Consider the following 16,456-nt stretch of genomic DNA (forward strand, 5'->3'; position numbering starts at 1 on the left):
TAAGGAAAGCGAAGATGCGGCAACCGGAGGATGCAATTTTGCGAATCGAATTAATTCCATTTCCTGGGTGTTCTTTCGGCGCGATTGCGTATTAAATGTCTAGGGCTGGATGCCGTACCCCGGCGCGCGGAACATTTAATTCCTCCCGGTCATGCCGACGAGGCGGGTTTTTTCCAACGATTAGAGGAGATGTACGTCATGAGCAATCCGAAGCTTGAAGTACTCACTCCGCAAAACAGTCAGCTCATCATCATCGATCAGCAGCCTCAAATGGCGTTCGGCGTGCAGTCCATGGACCGCCAGGCGCTCAAGAACAACGTCGTCGGGCTGGCCAAGGCGGCCAAGGCGTTCAAGATCCCGACCACGATCACGACCGTCGAGTCGGAGAGCTTCTCGGGGTTCACGTACCCGGAACTGCTCGACGTGTTTCCAGGCCAGAAGCTGCTCGAGCGTACCTCGATGAACTCATGGGACGACCAGAAAGTCCGTGACGCGCTTGCCGCGAATGGCCGCAAGAAGGTGGTCGTGTCGGGGCTGTGGACGGAAGTCTGCAATACCACGTTCGCACTCTGCGCCATGCTCGAAGGCAACTACGAGATCTACATGGTGGCGGACGCCTCGGGCGGCACGTCGAAAGACGCGCACGACTTCGCGATGCAGCGCATGGTTCAGGCGGGTGTCGTGCCGGTCACCTGGCAGCAGGTCATGCTCGAATGGCAGCGCGACTGGGCGCGCCGCGATACCTACGACGAAATCATGGCGATCGCGAAGGAGCACTCGGGCGCCTACGGCATGGGCATCGACTACGCGTACACCATGGTCCACAAGGCCGCGCAGCGCACGGCGACACCGCACGAGGCGCTGCCGGCCGTACCGGCGAAATGATCGCGCGTCGCGATGGTCGCAACGGGCATGGCGCGTTCCCGGCGAATGCGCCGCACCGGTGAGCGCGCAGGCGTAATCGAGACTGCCGTTTCGCGGTCAACTCTCGGCCATCGCCCATGGAGCGTGCGCCAGATGCGTGACGAGAAGATCGAGCAACGCGGTCACGCGCGGGACGCGCACGACGCTCGGTGGCGTAATGAGGTTGACATCGATGTCGGCGATTCTCCAGTCGCACATCACTTGCTCGAGCTCACCACGCTGCAATGCGTCCCACACCAGGAACTCGGGTTGAAAGGCGAGACCATGTCCCGCGATCAACGATGGAAGGAGCACGTCGGCGTTGTTGCTGCGCACGCGACCGCGCACGGGCACCGCATATTCGTCGTCCGAAGTCGTGGAGCGGAAGCGCCAGTATTCGGGAGTCGGCAGGCTCGTGTCGGTCAAGGTGGCATGCCGTTCGAGATCGCGCGGGTGCACGGGGCGTCCGTGCCGCTCGAGATAGGCGGGCGACGCCACCAGCTGGCGGCGCACCGCGCAGATGCGGCGCGAGCTGACCGAGGAATCGCTCATGTCGGCAAGGCGGATGGCCACGTCGAAGCCGCCCAGCACGATATCGATGGGATGATCGGTGAGCACGAGGTCGACATCGACGCTCGGATGATGCTCGAGAAAGGCCGGAAGCAGCGGCGCGACATGGAGCAGGCCAAACGAGGTCGGCGCATTGACGCGCACGACACCATGAGGTTCGAGCGCGAGAGCGGACGCCTCGCTTTCGAAGACCTCGGCGTTGGCGAGCAGTTGAACCGCCCGGTTGCGCAACAGTTCGCCGGTCGGGGTGAGCGAGAGCTTGCGTGTCGTGCGGTACAGCAGCATGGTGCCGAGCCGTTGCTCGAGACGGGCAATGGCTTTGGAGACGGTCGGCTGGGAGATGCCGAACAGGTCGGCAGCCTTCGCGAAGGAGCCGGTCTCCGCCACACGCGCGAAGATGGCCCAGGCTTCAAGATCAGGAAGGTTTTGCATGTTGGCGCGTATTGGCAGTGGAATCGACGAGCGTCTGCGGCGCACGCTTATTGCGCTGAGGGCGGCCCGATGCAACCGGGGGACGGGCAACGCAACCCGGCGGGTCGGACCGGGATGTAATCATCTGCATTCTATGCTGTCGGAGAGGGCGATCATATGAAACCGTATCTCGTTTCACTGGGGGCAGGGCTGCTGGTAGGCGTGATCTACAGCGCGATCAAGGTCCGTTCGCCCGCGCCGCCGCTGGTTGCCCTGATCGGCTTGCTGGGCATGGTGATCGGCGTGCAAGCCATCCCCGCCCTCCGGCAGTTGTTCGGACTTTGATTGAACTGAGCATAGTGAGCGAAGCGAGGAGCGCACATGAGCACAACCGGCAATCAACCCGACCTGATTCTTCATAACGGGCGATTCACCACGCTGGACCCGACGAACCCCACCGCGACGGCAGCGGCAATCGCCGATGGCCGCTTCGTGGCGGTCGGCAGCGATGCCGAGGTCATGCCGCTTGCCGGCCGCTCGACCCGGGTCGTCGATTTGGGTAATCGGCCCGTGTTGCCGGGCCTGATCGACAACCATTTGCACCTGATCCGCGGCGGCCTCAACTACAACATGGAGCTGCGCTGGGACGGTGTACCCTCGCTCGCCGTTGCCATGGAGATGCTCAGGCAGCAGGTCGCGATCACGCCCGCGCCGCAATGGGTGCGGGTGGTCGGCGGCTTCACCGAGCACCAGTTCACGGAAAAGCGCTTGCCGACCATCGAGGAGCTCAATGCGGCCGCGCCCGATACGCCGGTGTTCATCCTGCATCTGTATGACCGCGCGCTGCTCAATGCCGCCGCGCTGCGTGTGGTCGGCTATACGAAAGACACGCCGGAGCCGCCGGGAGGCAAGATCCTGCGTGACGACGCGGGCCATCCCACCGGCTTGCTGCTCGCCAATCCGAATGCCGCGATTCTCTACGCCACGCTGGCGAAAGGCCCGAAGCTGCCCTCCGAGTATCAGTACAACTCGACGCGACATTTCATGCGCGAACTCAATCGGCTCGGCGTGACCGGCGCGATCGACGCGGGCGGCGGCTCGCAGAACTTCCCCGACGATTACGAAGTCATCCGCAAGCTGCACGACGCGGGCGAGATGACCATTCGCATCGCGTACAACCTCTTCACGCAAAAGCCGAAGGCCGAGAAGGAAGACTTCGTGAACTGGACCAGCACGGTCAAGTATCACGACGGCACGGACTACTTCCGCCACAACGGCGGCGGCGAAATGCTGGTGTTTTCCGCAGCCGACTTCGAGGACTTTCGGGTGGCGCGTCCGGAGTTGGCGCCCGAGATGGAAGGCGAACTCGAAGGCGTGGTGCGCGTGCTCGCGCAGAACCGCTGGCCCTGGCGGCTGCACGCCACTTACGACGAAACCATCAGCCGCGCGCTCGACGTGTTCGAGAAGGTGAACAAGGAGATCCCGCTCCAAGGCCTGAACTGGTTCTTCGATCACGCGGAAACGGTTTCCGAGCGATCGATGGATCGGATTGCGGCGTTGGGCGGCGGCATCGCGGTGCAGCACCGCATGGCCTACCAGGGCGAGTACTTCGTCGAGCGCTACGGTGCGCAAGCAGCGGAAGCCACGCCGCCGGTCGCGAAGATGCTCGCCAAGGGCATCAAGGTTTCGGCCGGCACCGACGCGACCCGCGTCGCTTCGTACAACCCGTGGGTGTCGCTCGCGTGGCTCGTCAGCGGCAAGACGGTCGCGGGCTTGCGTATGTATCCGCGACGCAACCTGCTCGATCGCGAAACGGCGCTGCGCATGTGGACGGAATATGTGACCTGGTTCTCGAACGAGGAGGGCCGCAAAGGCCGCATCGCGGTCGGGCAACTGGCGGATCTGATGGTGCCGGACCGCGACTTCTTCGCCTGCGCCGAAGACGATATCGCCGCCACCACGGCCTTGTTGACGGTGGTCGGCGGCCGGATCGTCTGGGGCGCGGGGCCGTTCTCGCAATACGACGCGCCGATTCCGCCGGCGATGCCGGACTGGTCGCCGGTGCGACGCTACGGCGGTTACGGTGCATGGGGCGCGGCGCAGAACGGCAGCGCCCCGCTGCAACGTGCCGCGGCGGCTGCGGCGTGCGGCTGTGCGCGCGCATGCAACGTGCACGGTCATGGGCACGCGGGCGCATGGGGCGGCGCGCTGCCCGCCGCAGATGCACAGGCGTTCTGGGGCGCGTTTGGTTGCTCCTGCTGGGCAATCTGAGATGACGGCGCTGAGCGGCAGCAGCAGTCCGATATGGATCCGGGGGATCCTTGCGCAACCGTGGGTGGCGCCGCTCGTGCGCCTCGCTCTCGTCTCGGCCTACCTGATAGGCGGCGTGAACAAGGCGCTGAACTTCGACAGCGCGATCGCGGAGCAGGCGCATTTCGGCCTGCATCCGCCCGCGCTCTGGGCTGCGCTCGCGGTGGCGGTCGAGATCGTTGGTTCGCTGTGCGTGGTATTTCGGCGCTATACATGGCTCGGCGCCGGCGGACTCGCCGTGCTGACCGTCGTCGCGATGGTCGTGGCCAACGATTTCTGGAATCAGACCGGCACCGCGCGCTTCATGGCGCTCAACAGCTTCTTCGAGCACGTAGGGCTGATCGCTGCGCTCGTGCTCGCGACCATGCTTGGCGATGTCAAGCATGCGGCTGACGGCGACCGCGACTGATCTGATCGATTCGAAAGTCAGCTGAAACAACAGGGGAACCCCGTCATGAGAACGATTCGCTCCGCATTGCTTGGCCTGACGATCGCGGCCGCTCTCGCCGCCGCGCCAGTCTCGTTCGCGAAGCCGCCCGTCCCGACCGCCGCAACGCCGACGCTTGCCGTCGGTCCGCAATACGACACGACGCACGTGTACGTCGCACCCGAAGATTTCGACCGGTTCACCGACAGCTTCGTCGCGACGTTCGGCGGCAGCAAGTCGAAGCAGGGCGTATTTCAGGTCACGCCCACACCGAGCCAGACGATGTCGCAACTCGTCTTCACGCCGTCGGGCACGATTTCGGTGTTCGGCTTCAAGACGCCGATTCCCTGGCCGTTCGGCGCGGAGCGCACGGGCTACCTCGTGACCAACATGGACACGGCCATGAAAGTGGCGCGCGACCACGGCGCGGATGTGATCGTCGACACGTTCCCCGACCCGATCGGCCGCGACGCGGTCATCCGCTGGGGGGGCGGCGTGAACATGCAGCTCTACTGGCATACCCAGGCGCCGAACTACGAACCGTTGGAGAGGATTCCGGAGAATCGGGTCTACGTTTCGCCGTACAGCTTGCATAAGTTCGTTCACGATTTCGTCAAGTTCTCGAACGGCAAGGTGGTGTCCGACGTGGCTAACGCGCCGGGCATCGAAGTGGGACAGCCGGACGGTACCTATCGACGCGTGCGCATCGAGTCCGGCTTCGGCAAGATCACCGTGCTCGTGACCAACGGCCATCTGCCTTACCCCTATGGCCGGGAAACGACGGGCTATGAAGTGGCCGATCTAGCCGCGACGCTGGAGAAGGCGAAGGCCGCAGGCGTCAGCGTGCTCGTGCCTCCGTTCACTTCGGACGGGCGCAACGCCGCGATGGTCCAGTTCCCCGGCGGATACATCGCCGAGATCCACGCCAACGCTGCGAAATGAAATCCGAGGACACGATTCTTTCCGCGATTGCCGGCTTCGTCGATACGCTGAGCTTCGTTGCCCTGTTCGGACTTTTCACCGCGCACGTGACGGGCAACTTCGTGCTGATCGGGGCCGGCGTGGCCGGCTTCGGCCGCGGCATATTGCTCAAGCTGATCGTGTTTCCCGCCTTCGTCGGCGGCGTGGTCGTGAGTAGCCTGCTGGTGCGATCGCTGTCCGAGCGGCACGCACGCCAGGGCTCGCGCCTGCTTCATGCGGTGCAGGCCGTGCTCATGTTCGGCTACTGCCTGGCTGGCGTCTGGGCGACGCCCGTCACGCAGCCCGACAGCCTCGCGGTCACGGTGGCGGGTATCGTCGGCGCGTTTGCGATGGGTGTACAGAATGCGCATCCCAAGCTCGTCAAGCGCCCCAGCGTGCCGAATACCGTGATGACGGGCAACGTCACGCAAGCCATCCTCGATGTGGTCGACCTGCTCTCGGCGGACACGTCCGGGAGCGTGCGCGAGATCGCACGCGCACGCTTCGCGACGATGCTGCCGGCTATCGTCGCATTCGCAATCGGGGCGATCGCCGGAGCGTTGGGTTACCGCCATATGGGATTCTGGGCGTTGCTCGCACCGGCGTGCGTGCTCGTGGTGCTCGCCTTGACCACGGGGGAGCACGAGCGCGCGGCCACACCGGGCCACACCTGAGTTTCAAGCGCAGGGAGAATGGCCTCGATTCCGCCCGCCGCGCGTACAGGCGGGCGCATATCAACACAAGCGGACAATGGCGAGGGAGACCATGGTGTCGACTGCAAGGCGCGGGCGTCGATTCGAAAAGGCCGCGAGCGTCACGGTCTGCGCGGGTCTGCTGCTGGTGTTTGCCGCTGCGGCATGCGCCGATGCGCCCGCACAGCCGGCCGCCAACATGAGCCTCGCGGCCGATACGGATTCAGGTGCGACGGCGGCCGCCAGGACGCCGAGCGCCACATGCGATGCCAAACGTCCTGTCGTCATGTTCAATCGCTGGCAGGAAGACTGGTCGGTGCTCGCGAATCCTTGCGTGCCGCGCAAGCCGCTCGACAGCCTCAAGTACATCCCGCTCGGCGCCGACCCTTCGTCCTATCTGTCGCTCGGGATGAACCTGCGCGAGCGCATCGAAAGCAATAACGCAACGCTATTCGGCATTGGCACGCAGTCGGATACGTATCTGCTCCAGCGTCTTCAGGTTCACGCAGATATGCATCTCGCCGACCATTGGCAGTTCTTCGTGCAACTCGAAGACGCGCGCCCGTTTGGCAAGAACGTGGTCACGCCGGTCGACAAGAACCCGCTCGACCTCGAACAGGCATTCGTGACCTACACGGGCGCGCTCGGCGGCGGCACGTTCAAGTTTCGCGTTGGTCGCCAGGAAATGGCATTCGACCTGCAGCGGTTCATCTCCGTGCGCGACGGCCCCAATGTGCGCCAGGCCTACGACGCGATCTGGGCCGACTACGAATACCAGCAGTGGCGCTTCATCGCCTACGCGACGCAACCGGTGCAATACCGCGACGTCACCGTGTTCGACGACGTGTCGAACCGCAACCTCACGTTCAGCGGGGTGCGTTTCGAGCGCAAGTCGGCGGGCCCGGGGGACCTGTCCGGCTACTGGTCGCTCTACAGCCGCAGCAACGCGCAATACCTCGACGCGAGCGGGCCCGAACGGCGCGATGTCTGGGACACGCGTTACTCCGGCTCGTACGGACGCTTCAATTGGGACATCGAAGGAATGCTGCAGACGGGGACGGTTGGCAACGACACGATCCTCGCGTGGGCAATCGGCTCGATCGCGGGCTACAAGCTCGACATGCCGTGGTCGCCGCAAGTTTCCGTGCAGGTCGACGCGGCTTCGGGCGACCGTCATCCGCACGGCGGCCGGCTCGAGACGTTCAATCCATTGTTTCCGAACGGCTATTACTTCACGCTCGCGGGCTATACGAGCTATGCGAATCTGATCCATATCAAGCCGTCCATCACGCTCAAACCAACGACCAGTCTCGCGCTGCTCGGAGCACTGGGCTTTCAGTGGCGCCAAACGACCGCGGACGCCGTGTATCAGCAGCCGCTTCAACCGGTGCCGGGCACTGCGGGCAAGGGCAGCCTGTGGACGGGCATGTATCTGCAACTGCGTGCCGACTGGACGATTGCCGCCAATCTGATCGGTTCCATCGAAGCCGTGCACTTCCAGGTGGGCAACTCGATCAGGCAGGCCGGCGGGCGCAACGCGGACTATGCCGGCATCGAACTGAAGTACGGGTGGTAGCGGGAGATACACGCCGCATTCTCGCCCGCGTCCGGGCGGCGCGCGCTCGCAGCGCTCCATGGCGGGCGACCGCGGCCGCCCGCTCAATCGCTCAGCGCGTCCCGATGATCGCGCTCGCCTTTCGCCGCCGCGTGATAGCGCTGCAATGCGTCGGTCGAGCGCGCGCCCAGCGCGTGGATCTGTACGAGCCAGTCGGTTTCCGCTGGCCACTCGCCGTCGATCACGCGCGGATAGATCTGCCGCGTGTAACCGTGCAATGCCTTCGCGCCGATGTTGCCGCTGACGCCAAGCAGCGCGTGCAAGTCCACGTGGGTCGCCTTGATATCGTCGGCTGCGCTGTGGACCGCGAGCCGCGCGACGAGCGAGCGTATCGTTTCGATGCCGTTCAGGAACGATTCGTCGAGCAGATCGAGCGAGGCCAGTTCCTCGAGGTGCGGCTCGTCGAGCAGGTTTTCTTCGGCGATGACCGGGGCGGGGTGCGCCGGAACCGGTGCGCTCACCGCCTCGGCCGACGCCACCGGCATGGCCGCAGAATCCGTTGGCGCAGTGGCGCCCACTTTCTGGGCGATTTCCTCTGTTGCGTCCGCGAGCCGCGCGCCGCGCTTGCCGAACTGCCGCGCGAGGCACGCGTACAACGAGCCGGGCTGCACCGGCTTGATCAGCACTTCGTTCATCCCGGCGGCGAGGCAGGTCTGCACGGCTTCGAGCTCGGAATGACTGGTCAGCGCGATGACCGGCAGCGTTGCATAGGCATCGGTGCGCGCGCGGATCGACTTCGTCGTGTCGATGCCGCTCATGCCCAGCATGTTCACGTCCATCAGGATCGCGTCGATAAAGCCGTCTTCCTGCAGTTTCCTGAGCACCGCCTGACCGTGGTCGGCCTCGATCACGCTGGCACCGCAGCGCTCCAGATAAGCCTTCGCGACGAGCCGGCTGTAGGTGTCGTCGTCGGCGATCACGAAGGTTCTGCCGGCGAAGCCCTCGGGTAGCTCGCCCGGGTGATGCCGCGCGCCGTTATCGAACAGCGCCTGCACCGCGGTGATCAGTTCCTGCACGTTCGACGTCTTGCCGATGATCTCGTCCATGCCGGCGCGCCGCGCGCGCAGCCGCACCGCGTTGCCAGGCTCGGCGGTGTAGGCGACGATCAGCACGTTGCGGTTCGGGCAGTCGCGTTCCGCGCGGATGCGCTCGGTCGTCGTGTAGCCGTCCATCCCGGGCATGCTGATGTCCATCAGCACGAGGTCGTACAGCGCCGCGCGCCGCAACGTGGCGAGCGCGAGTTCGCCGCCCGAGGCCTCGCTGACATACGCGCCGGCCTTCGTCAGCACGCGGCGGGTGCGGGCGCGCAGCGTGTCGTCGTCGTCGACGACGAGCACGCGCTTGCCCTTGAACGCGGGCATCGCGCGTTCGAACAGGCGCCGCTCGTGCTCAGCGACTTCGTCGGCGGCCACCGGTGGAAAGCGCAGCGTGAACGCGGTGAACTTGCCGACTTCGGATTGGCAGTCGATGCTGCCGCCGAATGCGCGCATCGCACGCTGGCAGTAAGCGAGTCCGAGCCCGGTGCCGCCCGCGTTGCCGGCCGTGCGAAACGGCTCGAACAGGTGCTGCAGGATTTCCGGTGCGATGCCGGGGCCGGTGTCGCGCACGATCACCGCGTCGCGGTCGACGATCAGCGTCAGCGTCGCCTGCGGATACGCGACGATATGATGCAGCGCGTTCTTGATGAGATTGAAAAGCGTGAACAGATAGACCGTCTCGTCGACCTTGAACACGAAGTCGCGCTTGACGACGAGACTCACCTTCGCGCGTTCCGTGTCGTTTTCGAAGCCGTATTCGGCGAGCGCTTTGCGTGTGGTCGCCCCTGCTTGCAGATAAGCGAGGCTGTCGGGGCGGATCGATTTCGCGCTGACTTCATCGAGCGTCATCGCGATGATGCGCAGGCCGCGCTCGATCGACAATTGCCCCTGCGCGAGATGGTTGTACATCAGCGAGGCCATGCCGTCCGTCAGCGTGGGCACCGCACCCCTATCGGTCGACGAGGGCAGCGCTTCCTCGACGCGATCGAGCACGTGCCGCAACTGGCTCAGCGGATTGCGCATCTCGTGCGCAATGGAACCCGCGAGCGCCTGCAACGCACGGTTCTTTTCGACGAAGATGCGTCCTTTGCTGATCGCGTGACTGAACGCCATGCTGCACAGCACGACCACCGGCAGCAGCGCGAGATTGGACTTGTCCTGGGCGCTGAGGACGATCGGCTCCGGCGCGCTGAGCACGCCGGCGAGGCCGCCGGAAAACACGCCGATGCCGATGCAGGTCATCAGCAGCAGGGGGTTGTCGATGCACAGCGCCAGAATGAAGATCATCATGACCTCGGTCATCATCCACATCGTGGAGAAACCGTTTCTGACGGTCAGGAACGTGCAGACGAACGGCAGCACGTAGATCAGGCAGCAATGCCAGTAGATCAGCAGCGCGGGGTTGTAGCGCTTCGGCCAGCGCGCCTGGAACAGCAGCGGAACGCACACGGCTGCCGCGCTGAGGCGCAGCAGCAGGTTGTCGTAGGGCTGCGGAAGGATGTAGGTCCAGACGACGTAATAGATGGGGTGACACAGGAGGCCGAGTGCGCCTCCCCATCGAATCGCGAATCTGCTTCTTTCCAGCATATCCCGCATGCTGTCACGCGGTATTGCCATCAGGCCTCCAGGTGCATTAGGACCCCATCAATTCATGCGTATTGCATTGATCTGCTTCGACGCCTTCGGGGAGCGAATCGCCGTTCTTGCCGTGGAACGGTCCGACCGAAAAGCCGTACTTCTTGAGCAGACCATGAGTATAAGAGACCGACCACACAGGCGGGCTACCAATGATGAAATCCGATGCGATACCTTCCTGCCACGCCGAATATCCTTCGGCGAAACAGGTGTAGCAGTCGCGGGTCGACGGCAGCCTGAACGGGAAGGCGGTGTCGAGTCCGGCGGGGCCACGTGCGAAGCATTCAATATAGAGCGTCTGGCCGCGAGACGCGAGTTCCGCTTCGACGCTTGCCGCGCGCGGATGGGAGTCGTCGATCCAGAACTGCGCGCGTTTGAGATCGGCCGCGGTGAGGTAGGGCACACTCGTGCTGCTCGCGAGGATCGCGCCGTCGAAGTCCGGCAGCGGCGTGTCCGGGCAGAACGTATGCACCGACACTTTCGATTTGCCGAGCAGGTCCGACGCGAGCAGCTCCTTCGCCTGATCGATCAGCAGGTTGAGTTTGTCCGGCAGATCGATCAGCACCAGTTCCTTCGGCGCATCCTTGTAGAGCAGATACTTCGCGACTGTCGTGCCGAGCCGGCCGGCCGCGCCGAACAGCGCGAGCTTCGTGTTGCCGAGCTCGAGGTCGAGCTGCTCGCAGCAATGCATCGCCCAGTCCTTCAGCATCGCCGCGGTCGCCGCATGGCCGGTGGTGATGTGCGGTGGTTTGACCGGGCGCGGCAGGGCGCCGTAGTTGCACGCGTAGGGCGTCGATGCGCCCATCGCGACCATGTTCAAGCCCGCCTTTCTGGCGAGCTCCAGCGCCGGAAAGAATTGCGTCTCGCGAAAGCGCTTGATGCCGCGCGGGCTGCCGAGCCACATTTCGAGCGGCACCGGGCAGGCGATATTCGCGCCGATCACCTGCGAACCCGAATAGATCGGCGATGCGATGAAGGGCTTCGTATTCCACAGCTCCTCTTCGAATGATTCGCTGCGTTCACGAACATGGTGAAAAGAAAACGAAAGGGTTTCCCAGTCGGTCGCATGAAACAGGAAACCAACTCCCCCTTGACGGGCCGGCAGGCTATCCCGGATCTGTTCCGGGTGAATTTCGTGCTTGAGCACAAGCGGTGCACTATTCCGATGCAAAAGAAGTCCGGGTGGCTCGTGTGAAACGGTCGACACGTCTTTAAGGAGAGCGGTTTTCATTGGTTTTTCCTTGGTCTTGAATAAACGCTGTAAAAATCAGCGCGGCGTGGGCAGCCGGTTGGACCGGCGACCCATCAACTCTAGAGAAATCCGCGCCGATATGCCCGTCTGTTCGTTCACACAGAATTGACGGGCGGTTCAAGAAGGGCTGCCCACCGGCTGGGACGCGGTTTTGGGCGGACTTCCAAAGAATTGGGGTAGAGCTTTCGATCTATTACGGCGCGTCGCGCGCCGTCATCGAATGGCAAAAGGGCCGCTCGGCGGCCCTTTCGCTTGCATATCAGTCGACTTCCCGATTAGCGCGTGAGGCTATAGCCGATTCGCGCAATCCAGTGATGCTGGTTGTAGCCGAGCAGGTCCTCGCCATAGCCGGAAAAGAAGCCGAGCCACAGGTACCCGCCCCAGCGGCTGTTGATCAGCTTCGCCATTGGATAGGTGAACTGGGTTTCGATGCTGCCTTTGCCGCCCTGCGTTCCTTTGCGCAATGTCGTGTCCAATTGCGCGCCCTCCGGGGCGCCGTAGATGAAGCGCAGATCCACGTAGCCGCGATAGTCGGTGATATCGTGGTTCTCTCCGGCGATGTGCGTATAGATATAAATCTTGGGCGCGACGGTCAGATGGTAGCCGGTGATGTCGCCGAAATCCCAGATCGGCTTGACGTAGAAATAGTCGAGCCCGCGCGATTCGGGACCGTCCTGGCCATTCGAGTCGTGTTCGTAGCCGGTCTCGATACCCATCCTGCTCCACAATTTGCTCTTCCAGCCGGTGTCCTCGAGGTAGTAGAACAGTGCCGGCATATAGCTGGTGTCGCGGAACGGCGCCGAGTACTCGCGGATATCCCACAGCGAGGTTTGCGTGTAGGCGAAGTACAGATTGTCCACAAATTTGCGAGAGCGCGGGTCGTCCGGGATGACGAGGCGGAACTTGGCGCTCAACTGGAATTTCGCGAGGTTCTCGCCATTCGAGCCATCGGCGAAGTACGTCGGCTGGTAGGCAGAGAAGCGGCTCAGAAACGTGTTGATCAGCGGCACCGGCGCATCGGGGCGCGACGGTGCGGGCGACGATGCGATCAGATTCGTCGACGACGGCTCGCCGCTTGCCGTGCCCGCCGTTGATCCCGTGGCTGTTCCCGCGGCTGTTCCACTGGTGCCGCCGGCCGACGCGAGCGCCGCGTCCTTGCCGGAGTGTGGCGCTCGCCTGAGCAGCACGTACGAGGGCGACACGTCGAGTTGGGGTACGTCGATCTGCATCGCGCCGCGCGCCCATTCGGGCCAGGTGCCGGTATAGCGGACCGACTTCAGTTCGCCGGCGGCGAGCTTCAGATGGTCGGGCGCGCCGCTTTCGCGGGTCAGCGTCAACGGTTTCGGCGTCACGTCGGTATTGCTGACAGTGATGGTCAATTGGGCCGGCACGTCGACCTCGGTGCCGCCGGGCTGATCGCCGGCATAGACCACCGTTACTTCGAGTGGGCTGCTCGATATCGCTTCTCGCGGCGGACGCAATACCGAAACGCCCGCGACGCTATAGGCGGAGTAGCTGCAGAGCACCAGCGCACTCATGCAAAGCGAAAGGCGCGGCAGGAGCCTGGAAAATGGACTGGAAAGCGGACTTGAAGATAATTGGGAAACACGCGAGCAGTAGCTGCGTTCGGCGGACTGGCGGTCTTTCTTCACGCGAGACATCAATCGATTCCGCACACGGAGCTCCTATTGGTCTACGAGTTCAGGTCGCAATGAGACGATAGCGTTAAAGCATGCAATTGGGTGGAAAATCAGGGCCGGCGAGTTTCATTGCGGAAGCGGCAATACATGCCGGTTCCCGCTAGTGGGTTTTTCGCCCATTCTGCCAGTGCCATTACGCATTGCGCGAGTGGAAAAAGAATTAGAAGCGGTATGGGTGCGGACCTGTCGTTGCATTTGCGCAACGAAGGTTTAAATGTCAAATCGAGTGTCACTTTCGGCCTGGTATATCCCCGGAGTGACATCGGCCATTTCCGTTATGGCAATTGCACGCGAATGGGCGATTCGCTTTACGTCAATTACGCGTTGTCGAGTCGATCGGAACGCGGCCCATCAATTGTCTTTTTATCGACGCGTTAAAGGGGAATGCCGGGCCGTGGCATTCATTCCATCGGCGAGACGAGCAGGGACACCGGCACGCCGTGACAATCGACTTCCGCCAGGACCATCGCGCCGAGCCCGGCGGCGGCCTTGGCGCGCGCGTCGAACGGTCCCGCGTCGCGGTCGATGCGCAGAATGTTCAGCGGCCAGGAAGGCCGCGTCAGCCGCTCGTGCGCGAAAGTGCCGACCCATAGCGGCACGGCGGACGTGCCGTTGTCGACCGCGTAGCCGCTCGGCCAGAAGCGCAACACGTAGCGTTCCTCGCGCGATTCTCCCGCGCGCATGAAGACCAGCGACGACGGCACGCCGTTGTTCAGCTTGGGCAGCACCGGCAGCGACACCGCCGAGACGTCGGGCGAGGCGAGCGAGAGCAGGCTGTGCGCCGACACGTCGGTGCCCTCGACCCAGCCCTGCGCGCGCAACTGCTCGCGTAACGAAGCGGGCTCCGACACCCATTGCAGCGTCAGCGGCTCCTTGTGATCGCCGCCCATGTCGGAGCGAAAGCACGGCAGGCGTTTCCAGTCGGAGAGCTTCCACTGCGCCTCGGTGAGTTGCACGGGCGGCGGCTGCGGCGCGCTGTCCGGCGGGGTCGGCATCGCGACGCCAAGTTGCAGGCCGACGCTGAGCACGATGATCGCGAGCACCGCGAGCGGCATGAACGGGCGCTGCGCGGGCGGGTGCGGATGCCGCCACATCGCGGTCAACGCGATCAGCGCGACCCACACGTACGCGAGTGCCGCGCCGCCGATCGCGTCGGACACCCAGTAGCGGCCGAAGTAGACCCCCGAGAGCGCGACCACGATCACGACGATGGTGCTCGCGCCCGCGACCAGCACGCCTTCGACCTTGCCGACCCGGCGCGCGAGCAGAAACGCGAGAAAGCCGTAGACGATCACCGTCGCGGCGACGTGATTGCTCGGAAATACGTACTGGCTCGTCATCAGTTCATTCGGTGGCGCGCGGTGCATCGCGAGCTGCAGGCCGAGAATCAGCAACTGCGAAAACACGACCGCCGCGAGCCAGTAGGTGATCGTGCGCCAGCGCCGCTCCAGCAGCATCCACAGGGCGACCGTGACAGTCAGCACGATCAGCGTGACGCTGCTGCCGAGTGTCCCGAGCGCCGCGAGAACCGTGTCGCCCCACGGCGTGCGCACCGATTGCAGGAAGTGGTAGACGGACAGGTCGATGGTGGTCAGCGGATCGCCGCTGACGACATCGTCAAGGACCCCGAAGAAAAGCGCGCCGGCCACCAGCACGATCAGCGAGGTCAGCAGGAGGTGGGTCGCATCGGGCGTCTCGGGGTCGAGCATGCGACGCGCCGCGCGGCCGAGCGGACCCGGATGGCGGCATGCCCAACTGCCGAGATGACGGCCCGCCGCGCTCGACCAGGCGTTCGCGTGCGACACCAGAAATCCCGCGCCGCGAAAGCTGAGCCACACGATGCACACCAGCATCGCGAGGATCACGACGAGCCGGAACGACACCGCGCCCGCGAGCAGCACCGACGCGCCGAACACGACGCCGGGCAGGATATGCGCGGGCGCCCAGAGCAGCGCGGAGAGGATGTTGATCGCGAGGAAGCGCAGCGGCGGCATGTTCATCATGCCCGCGACGACCGGCACGATCGCGCGCAACGGGCCGATGAAGCGAGCGAGCACGACGCTCTTCGCGCCATGCTTCAGAAAGAAGCGCTGACCCGCGTCGAGCACTTCGGGATGCGTGCGGAACGGCCACAGGAGGACGATGCGCTCCTTGTAGCGATCGCCGACCCAGAAGCTGAAGCCGTCGCCGGCGATGGCGCCGACGATCGCCCATACGAATACCCAGGCAAGGCTCAGCGAGCCGGTGCCGGTCAGCGCGCCCGCGAGGAACATCGCCGTGCTGCCGGGGATGAAGGTGCCGATGACCGCGATCGCTTCGAGAAATGCGGCGAGAAACACGACCGCGAGCATCCACGTCGAGTGGCCGGCGAGCAGATGCAAAAGGTGGATGTAGGCGTGCTCCATCGTGCGCGATCGGCCGTTCTGGCGTAACGATCGATCATAACGCGCGCGGACACGCCGTGTGCGCGGGCGGCAGCGGCGCCGCTGCAGCGCTCGGGCGATCGGCTCAGAATAGATGTCGTGGCCCGGTGGCTCGATGCAGTGGGAGGTGGGTATGAACAGAGCAACAGATGGGAGGGTGCGCTCGGCGTTGCTTGCGGCGCTGTTGACGTTTGGGAGCGCGGGAGCGGTTCTCGCCCAACAACTGGGCAATCCGGCCGGCGGCAAAGCCGGCACCACTGCGCCTACCACCACCACCGGCAATACGGCGGTCGGGGGCGTGACGGGTATCGGGACCGGCGTCAGTCCAAGTGCGATGCAGGCGCCCGGCATGTCGGCAGGCGGCTCGTATGGGCTCGGCTCTGGCGGCGAGACGGGTTCGGGTGCCGCGCTCAACAACATGCGCGCGAACGGCACGGCGCTCTACATGAACCCCGACCCGCGCGCGCCGAACGTGACCGGCCGCGCGGCGCCCCCGCGCTAGTGCGGCGCGGATAGAATGC

At 64.3% G+C, this 16,456-nt stretch carries 13 protein-coding genes; 8 read left to right on the forward strand and 5 right to left on the reverse strand.

The window, feature by feature from the left end; genetic code table 11:
• Positions 1–198: 198 nt before the first annotated feature.
• On the forward strand, positions 199–885 hold the full coding sequence (locus CI15_RS30920) for a hydrolase (RefSeq protein ID WP_062136323.1): 687 nt from the start codon (positions 199–201) through the stop codon (positions 883–885).
• Positions 886–981: 96 nt separating this feature from the next.
• On the opposite strand, the gene CI15_RS30925 is transcribed toward CI15_RS30920, so the two are convergent.
• A complete protein-coding gene (locus CI15_RS30925) occupies positions 982–1,905 on the reverse strand; it encodes a LysR family transcriptional regulator (protein WP_062136088.1) in 924 nt (307 codons plus the stop codon).
• Positions 1,906–2,061: 156 nt separating this feature from the next.
• Between CI15_RS30925 and CI15_RS30930 the strand changes: the two genes are divergently transcribed.
• The 6 genes from CI15_RS30930 to CI15_RS30955 all read left to right on the forward strand — a co-directional run bounded on the left by CI15_RS30930 (position 2,062) and on the right by CI15_RS30955 (position 7,849).
• Positions 2,062–2,229 carry a DUF1427 family protein gene (locus tag CI15_RS30930; RefSeq protein ID WP_062136091.1) on the forward strand — a complete coding sequence of 56 codons (168 nt, stop codon included), beginning with the start codon at positions 2,062–2,064 and terminating at the stop codon, positions 2,227–2,229.
• A 36-nt stretch (positions 2,230–2,265) separates the two neighbouring features.
• Positions 2,266–4,155: an amidohydrolase gene (locus tag CI15_RS30935; RefSeq protein ID WP_062136095.1), complete on the forward strand. Its 1,890-nt coding sequence runs from the start codon at positions 2,266–2,268 to the stop codon at positions 4,153–4,155.
• A 1-nt stretch (position 4,156) separates the two neighbouring features.
• Positions 4,157–4,603: a DoxX family protein gene (locus tag CI15_RS30940; protein ID WP_062136098.1), complete on the forward strand. Its 447-nt coding sequence runs from the start codon at positions 4,157–4,159 to the stop codon at positions 4,601–4,603.
• A gap of 45 nt (positions 4,604–4,648) precedes the next feature.
• A complete protein-coding gene (locus tag CI15_RS30945) occupies positions 4,649–5,563 on the forward strand; it encodes a VOC family protein (RefSeq protein WP_062136100.1) in 915 nt (304 codons plus the stop codon).
• Positions 5,560–6,255, forward strand: coding sequence for a YoaK family protein (locus tag CI15_RS30950; RefSeq protein WP_062136102.1), 696 nt, complete (start codon positions 5,560–5,562; stop codon positions 6,253–6,255). The genes CI15_RS30945 and CI15_RS30950 overlap by 4 nt, the downstream gene beginning before the upstream one ends.
• Before the next feature lie 76 nt (positions 6,256–6,331).
• Entirely contained in the window at positions 6,332–7,849 is a 1,518-nt protein-coding gene (locus tag CI15_RS30955; protein ID WP_420915889.1) for an alginate export family protein, read from the forward strand.
• Between the two features lie 83 nt (positions 7,850–7,932).
• Here the strand turns inward: CI15_RS30955 and CI15_RS30960 are convergent, their stop codons facing one another.
• The 4 genes from CI15_RS30960 to CI15_RS30975 all read right to left on the reverse strand — a co-directional run bounded on the left by CI15_RS30960 (position 7,933) and on the right by CI15_RS30975 (position 15,917).
• Complete coding sequence (locus tag CI15_RS30960; RefSeq protein WP_062136107.1) at positions 7,933–10,542, reverse strand: ATP-binding response regulator; 2,610 nt, start codon at positions 10,540–10,542, stop codon at positions 7,933–7,935.
• A gap of 16 nt (positions 10,543–10,558) precedes the next feature.
• Positions 10,559–11,791 carry a hypothetical protein gene (locus CI15_RS30965; protein WP_174543276.1) on the reverse strand — a complete coding sequence of 411 codons (1,233 nt, stop codon included), beginning with the start codon at positions 11,789–11,791 and terminating at the stop codon, positions 10,559–10,561.
• 296 nt (positions 11,792–12,087) lie between these two features.
• Complete coding sequence (locus tag CI15_RS30970; protein WP_241495994.1) at positions 12,088–13,338, reverse strand: phospholipase A; 1,251 nt, start codon at positions 13,336–13,338, stop codon at positions 12,088–12,090.
• A 575-nt stretch (positions 13,339–13,913) separates the two neighbouring features.
• A complete protein-coding gene (locus CI15_RS30975; RefSeq protein ID WP_062136117.1) occupies positions 13,914–15,917 on the reverse strand; it encodes a bifunctional DedA family/phosphatase PAP2 family protein in 2,004 nt (667 codons plus the stop codon).
• Positions 15,918–16,068: 151 nt separating this feature from the next.
• On the opposite strand from CI15_RS30975, the gene CI15_RS30980 reads away from it, so the two are divergent.
• On the forward strand, positions 16,069–16,437 hold the full coding sequence (locus CI15_RS30980) for a hypothetical protein (RefSeq protein WP_062136120.1): 369 nt from the start codon (positions 16,069–16,071) through the stop codon (positions 16,435–16,437).
• Positions 16,438–16,456: the final 19 nt, after the last annotated feature.

Source organism: Paraburkholderia monticola (genome assembly GCF_001580545.1).
Taxonomy (GTDB): domain Bacteria; phylum Pseudomonadota; class Gammaproteobacteria; order Burkholderiales; family Burkholderiaceae; genus Paraburkholderia; species Paraburkholderia monticola.

What these genes read in the sequence shown, in the direction of transcription:
- CI15_RS30920 (WP_062136323.1), top strand. Translation starts at nt 199, where the DNA reads ATGAGCAATCCGAAGCTTGAAGTACTCACTCCGCAAAACAGTCAGCTC.
- CI15_RS30925 (WP_062136088.1), bottom strand. Translation starts at nt 1,905, where the DNA reads ATGCAAAACCTTCCTGATCTTGAAGCCTGGGCCATCTTCGCGCGTGTG.
- CI15_RS30930 (WP_062136091.1), top strand. Translation starts at nt 2,062, where the DNA reads ATGAAACCGTATCTCGTTTCACTGGGGGCAGGGCTGCTGGTAGGCGTG.
- CI15_RS30935 (WP_062136095.1), top strand. Translation starts at nt 2,266, where the DNA reads ATGAGCACAACCGGCAATCAACCCGACCTGATTCTTCATAACGGGCGA.
- CI15_RS30940 (WP_062136098.1), top strand. Translation starts at nt 4,157, where the DNA reads ATGACGGCGCTGAGCGGCAGCAGCAGTCCGATATGGATCCGGGGGATC.
- CI15_RS30945 (WP_062136100.1), top strand. Translation starts at nt 4,649, where the DNA reads ATGAGAACGATTCGCTCCGCATTGCTTGGCCTGACGATCGCGGCCGCT.
- CI15_RS30950 (WP_062136102.1), top strand. Translation starts at nt 5,560, where the DNA reads ATGAAATCCGAGGACACGATTCTTTCCGCGATTGCCGGCTTCGTCGAT.
- CI15_RS30955 (WP_420915889.1), top strand. Translation starts at nt 6,332, where the DNA reads ATGGCGAGGGAGACCATGGTGTCGACTGCAAGGCGCGGGCGTCGATTC.
- CI15_RS30960 (WP_062136107.1), bottom strand. Translation starts at nt 10,542, where the DNA reads ATGGCAATACCGCGTGACAGCATGCGGGATATGCTGGAAAGAAGCAGA.
- CI15_RS30965 (WP_174543276.1), bottom strand. Translation starts at nt 11,791, where the DNA reads ATGAAAACCGCTCTCCTTAAAGACGTGTCGACCGTTTCACACGAGCCA.
- CI15_RS30975 (WP_062136117.1), bottom strand. Translation starts at nt 15,917, where the DNA reads ATGGAGCACGCCTACATCCACCTTTTGCATCTGCTCGCCGGCCACTCG.
- CI15_RS30980 (WP_062136120.1), top strand. Translation starts at nt 16,069, where the DNA reads ATGAACAGAGCAACAGATGGGAGGGTGCGCTCGGCGTTGCTTGCGGCG.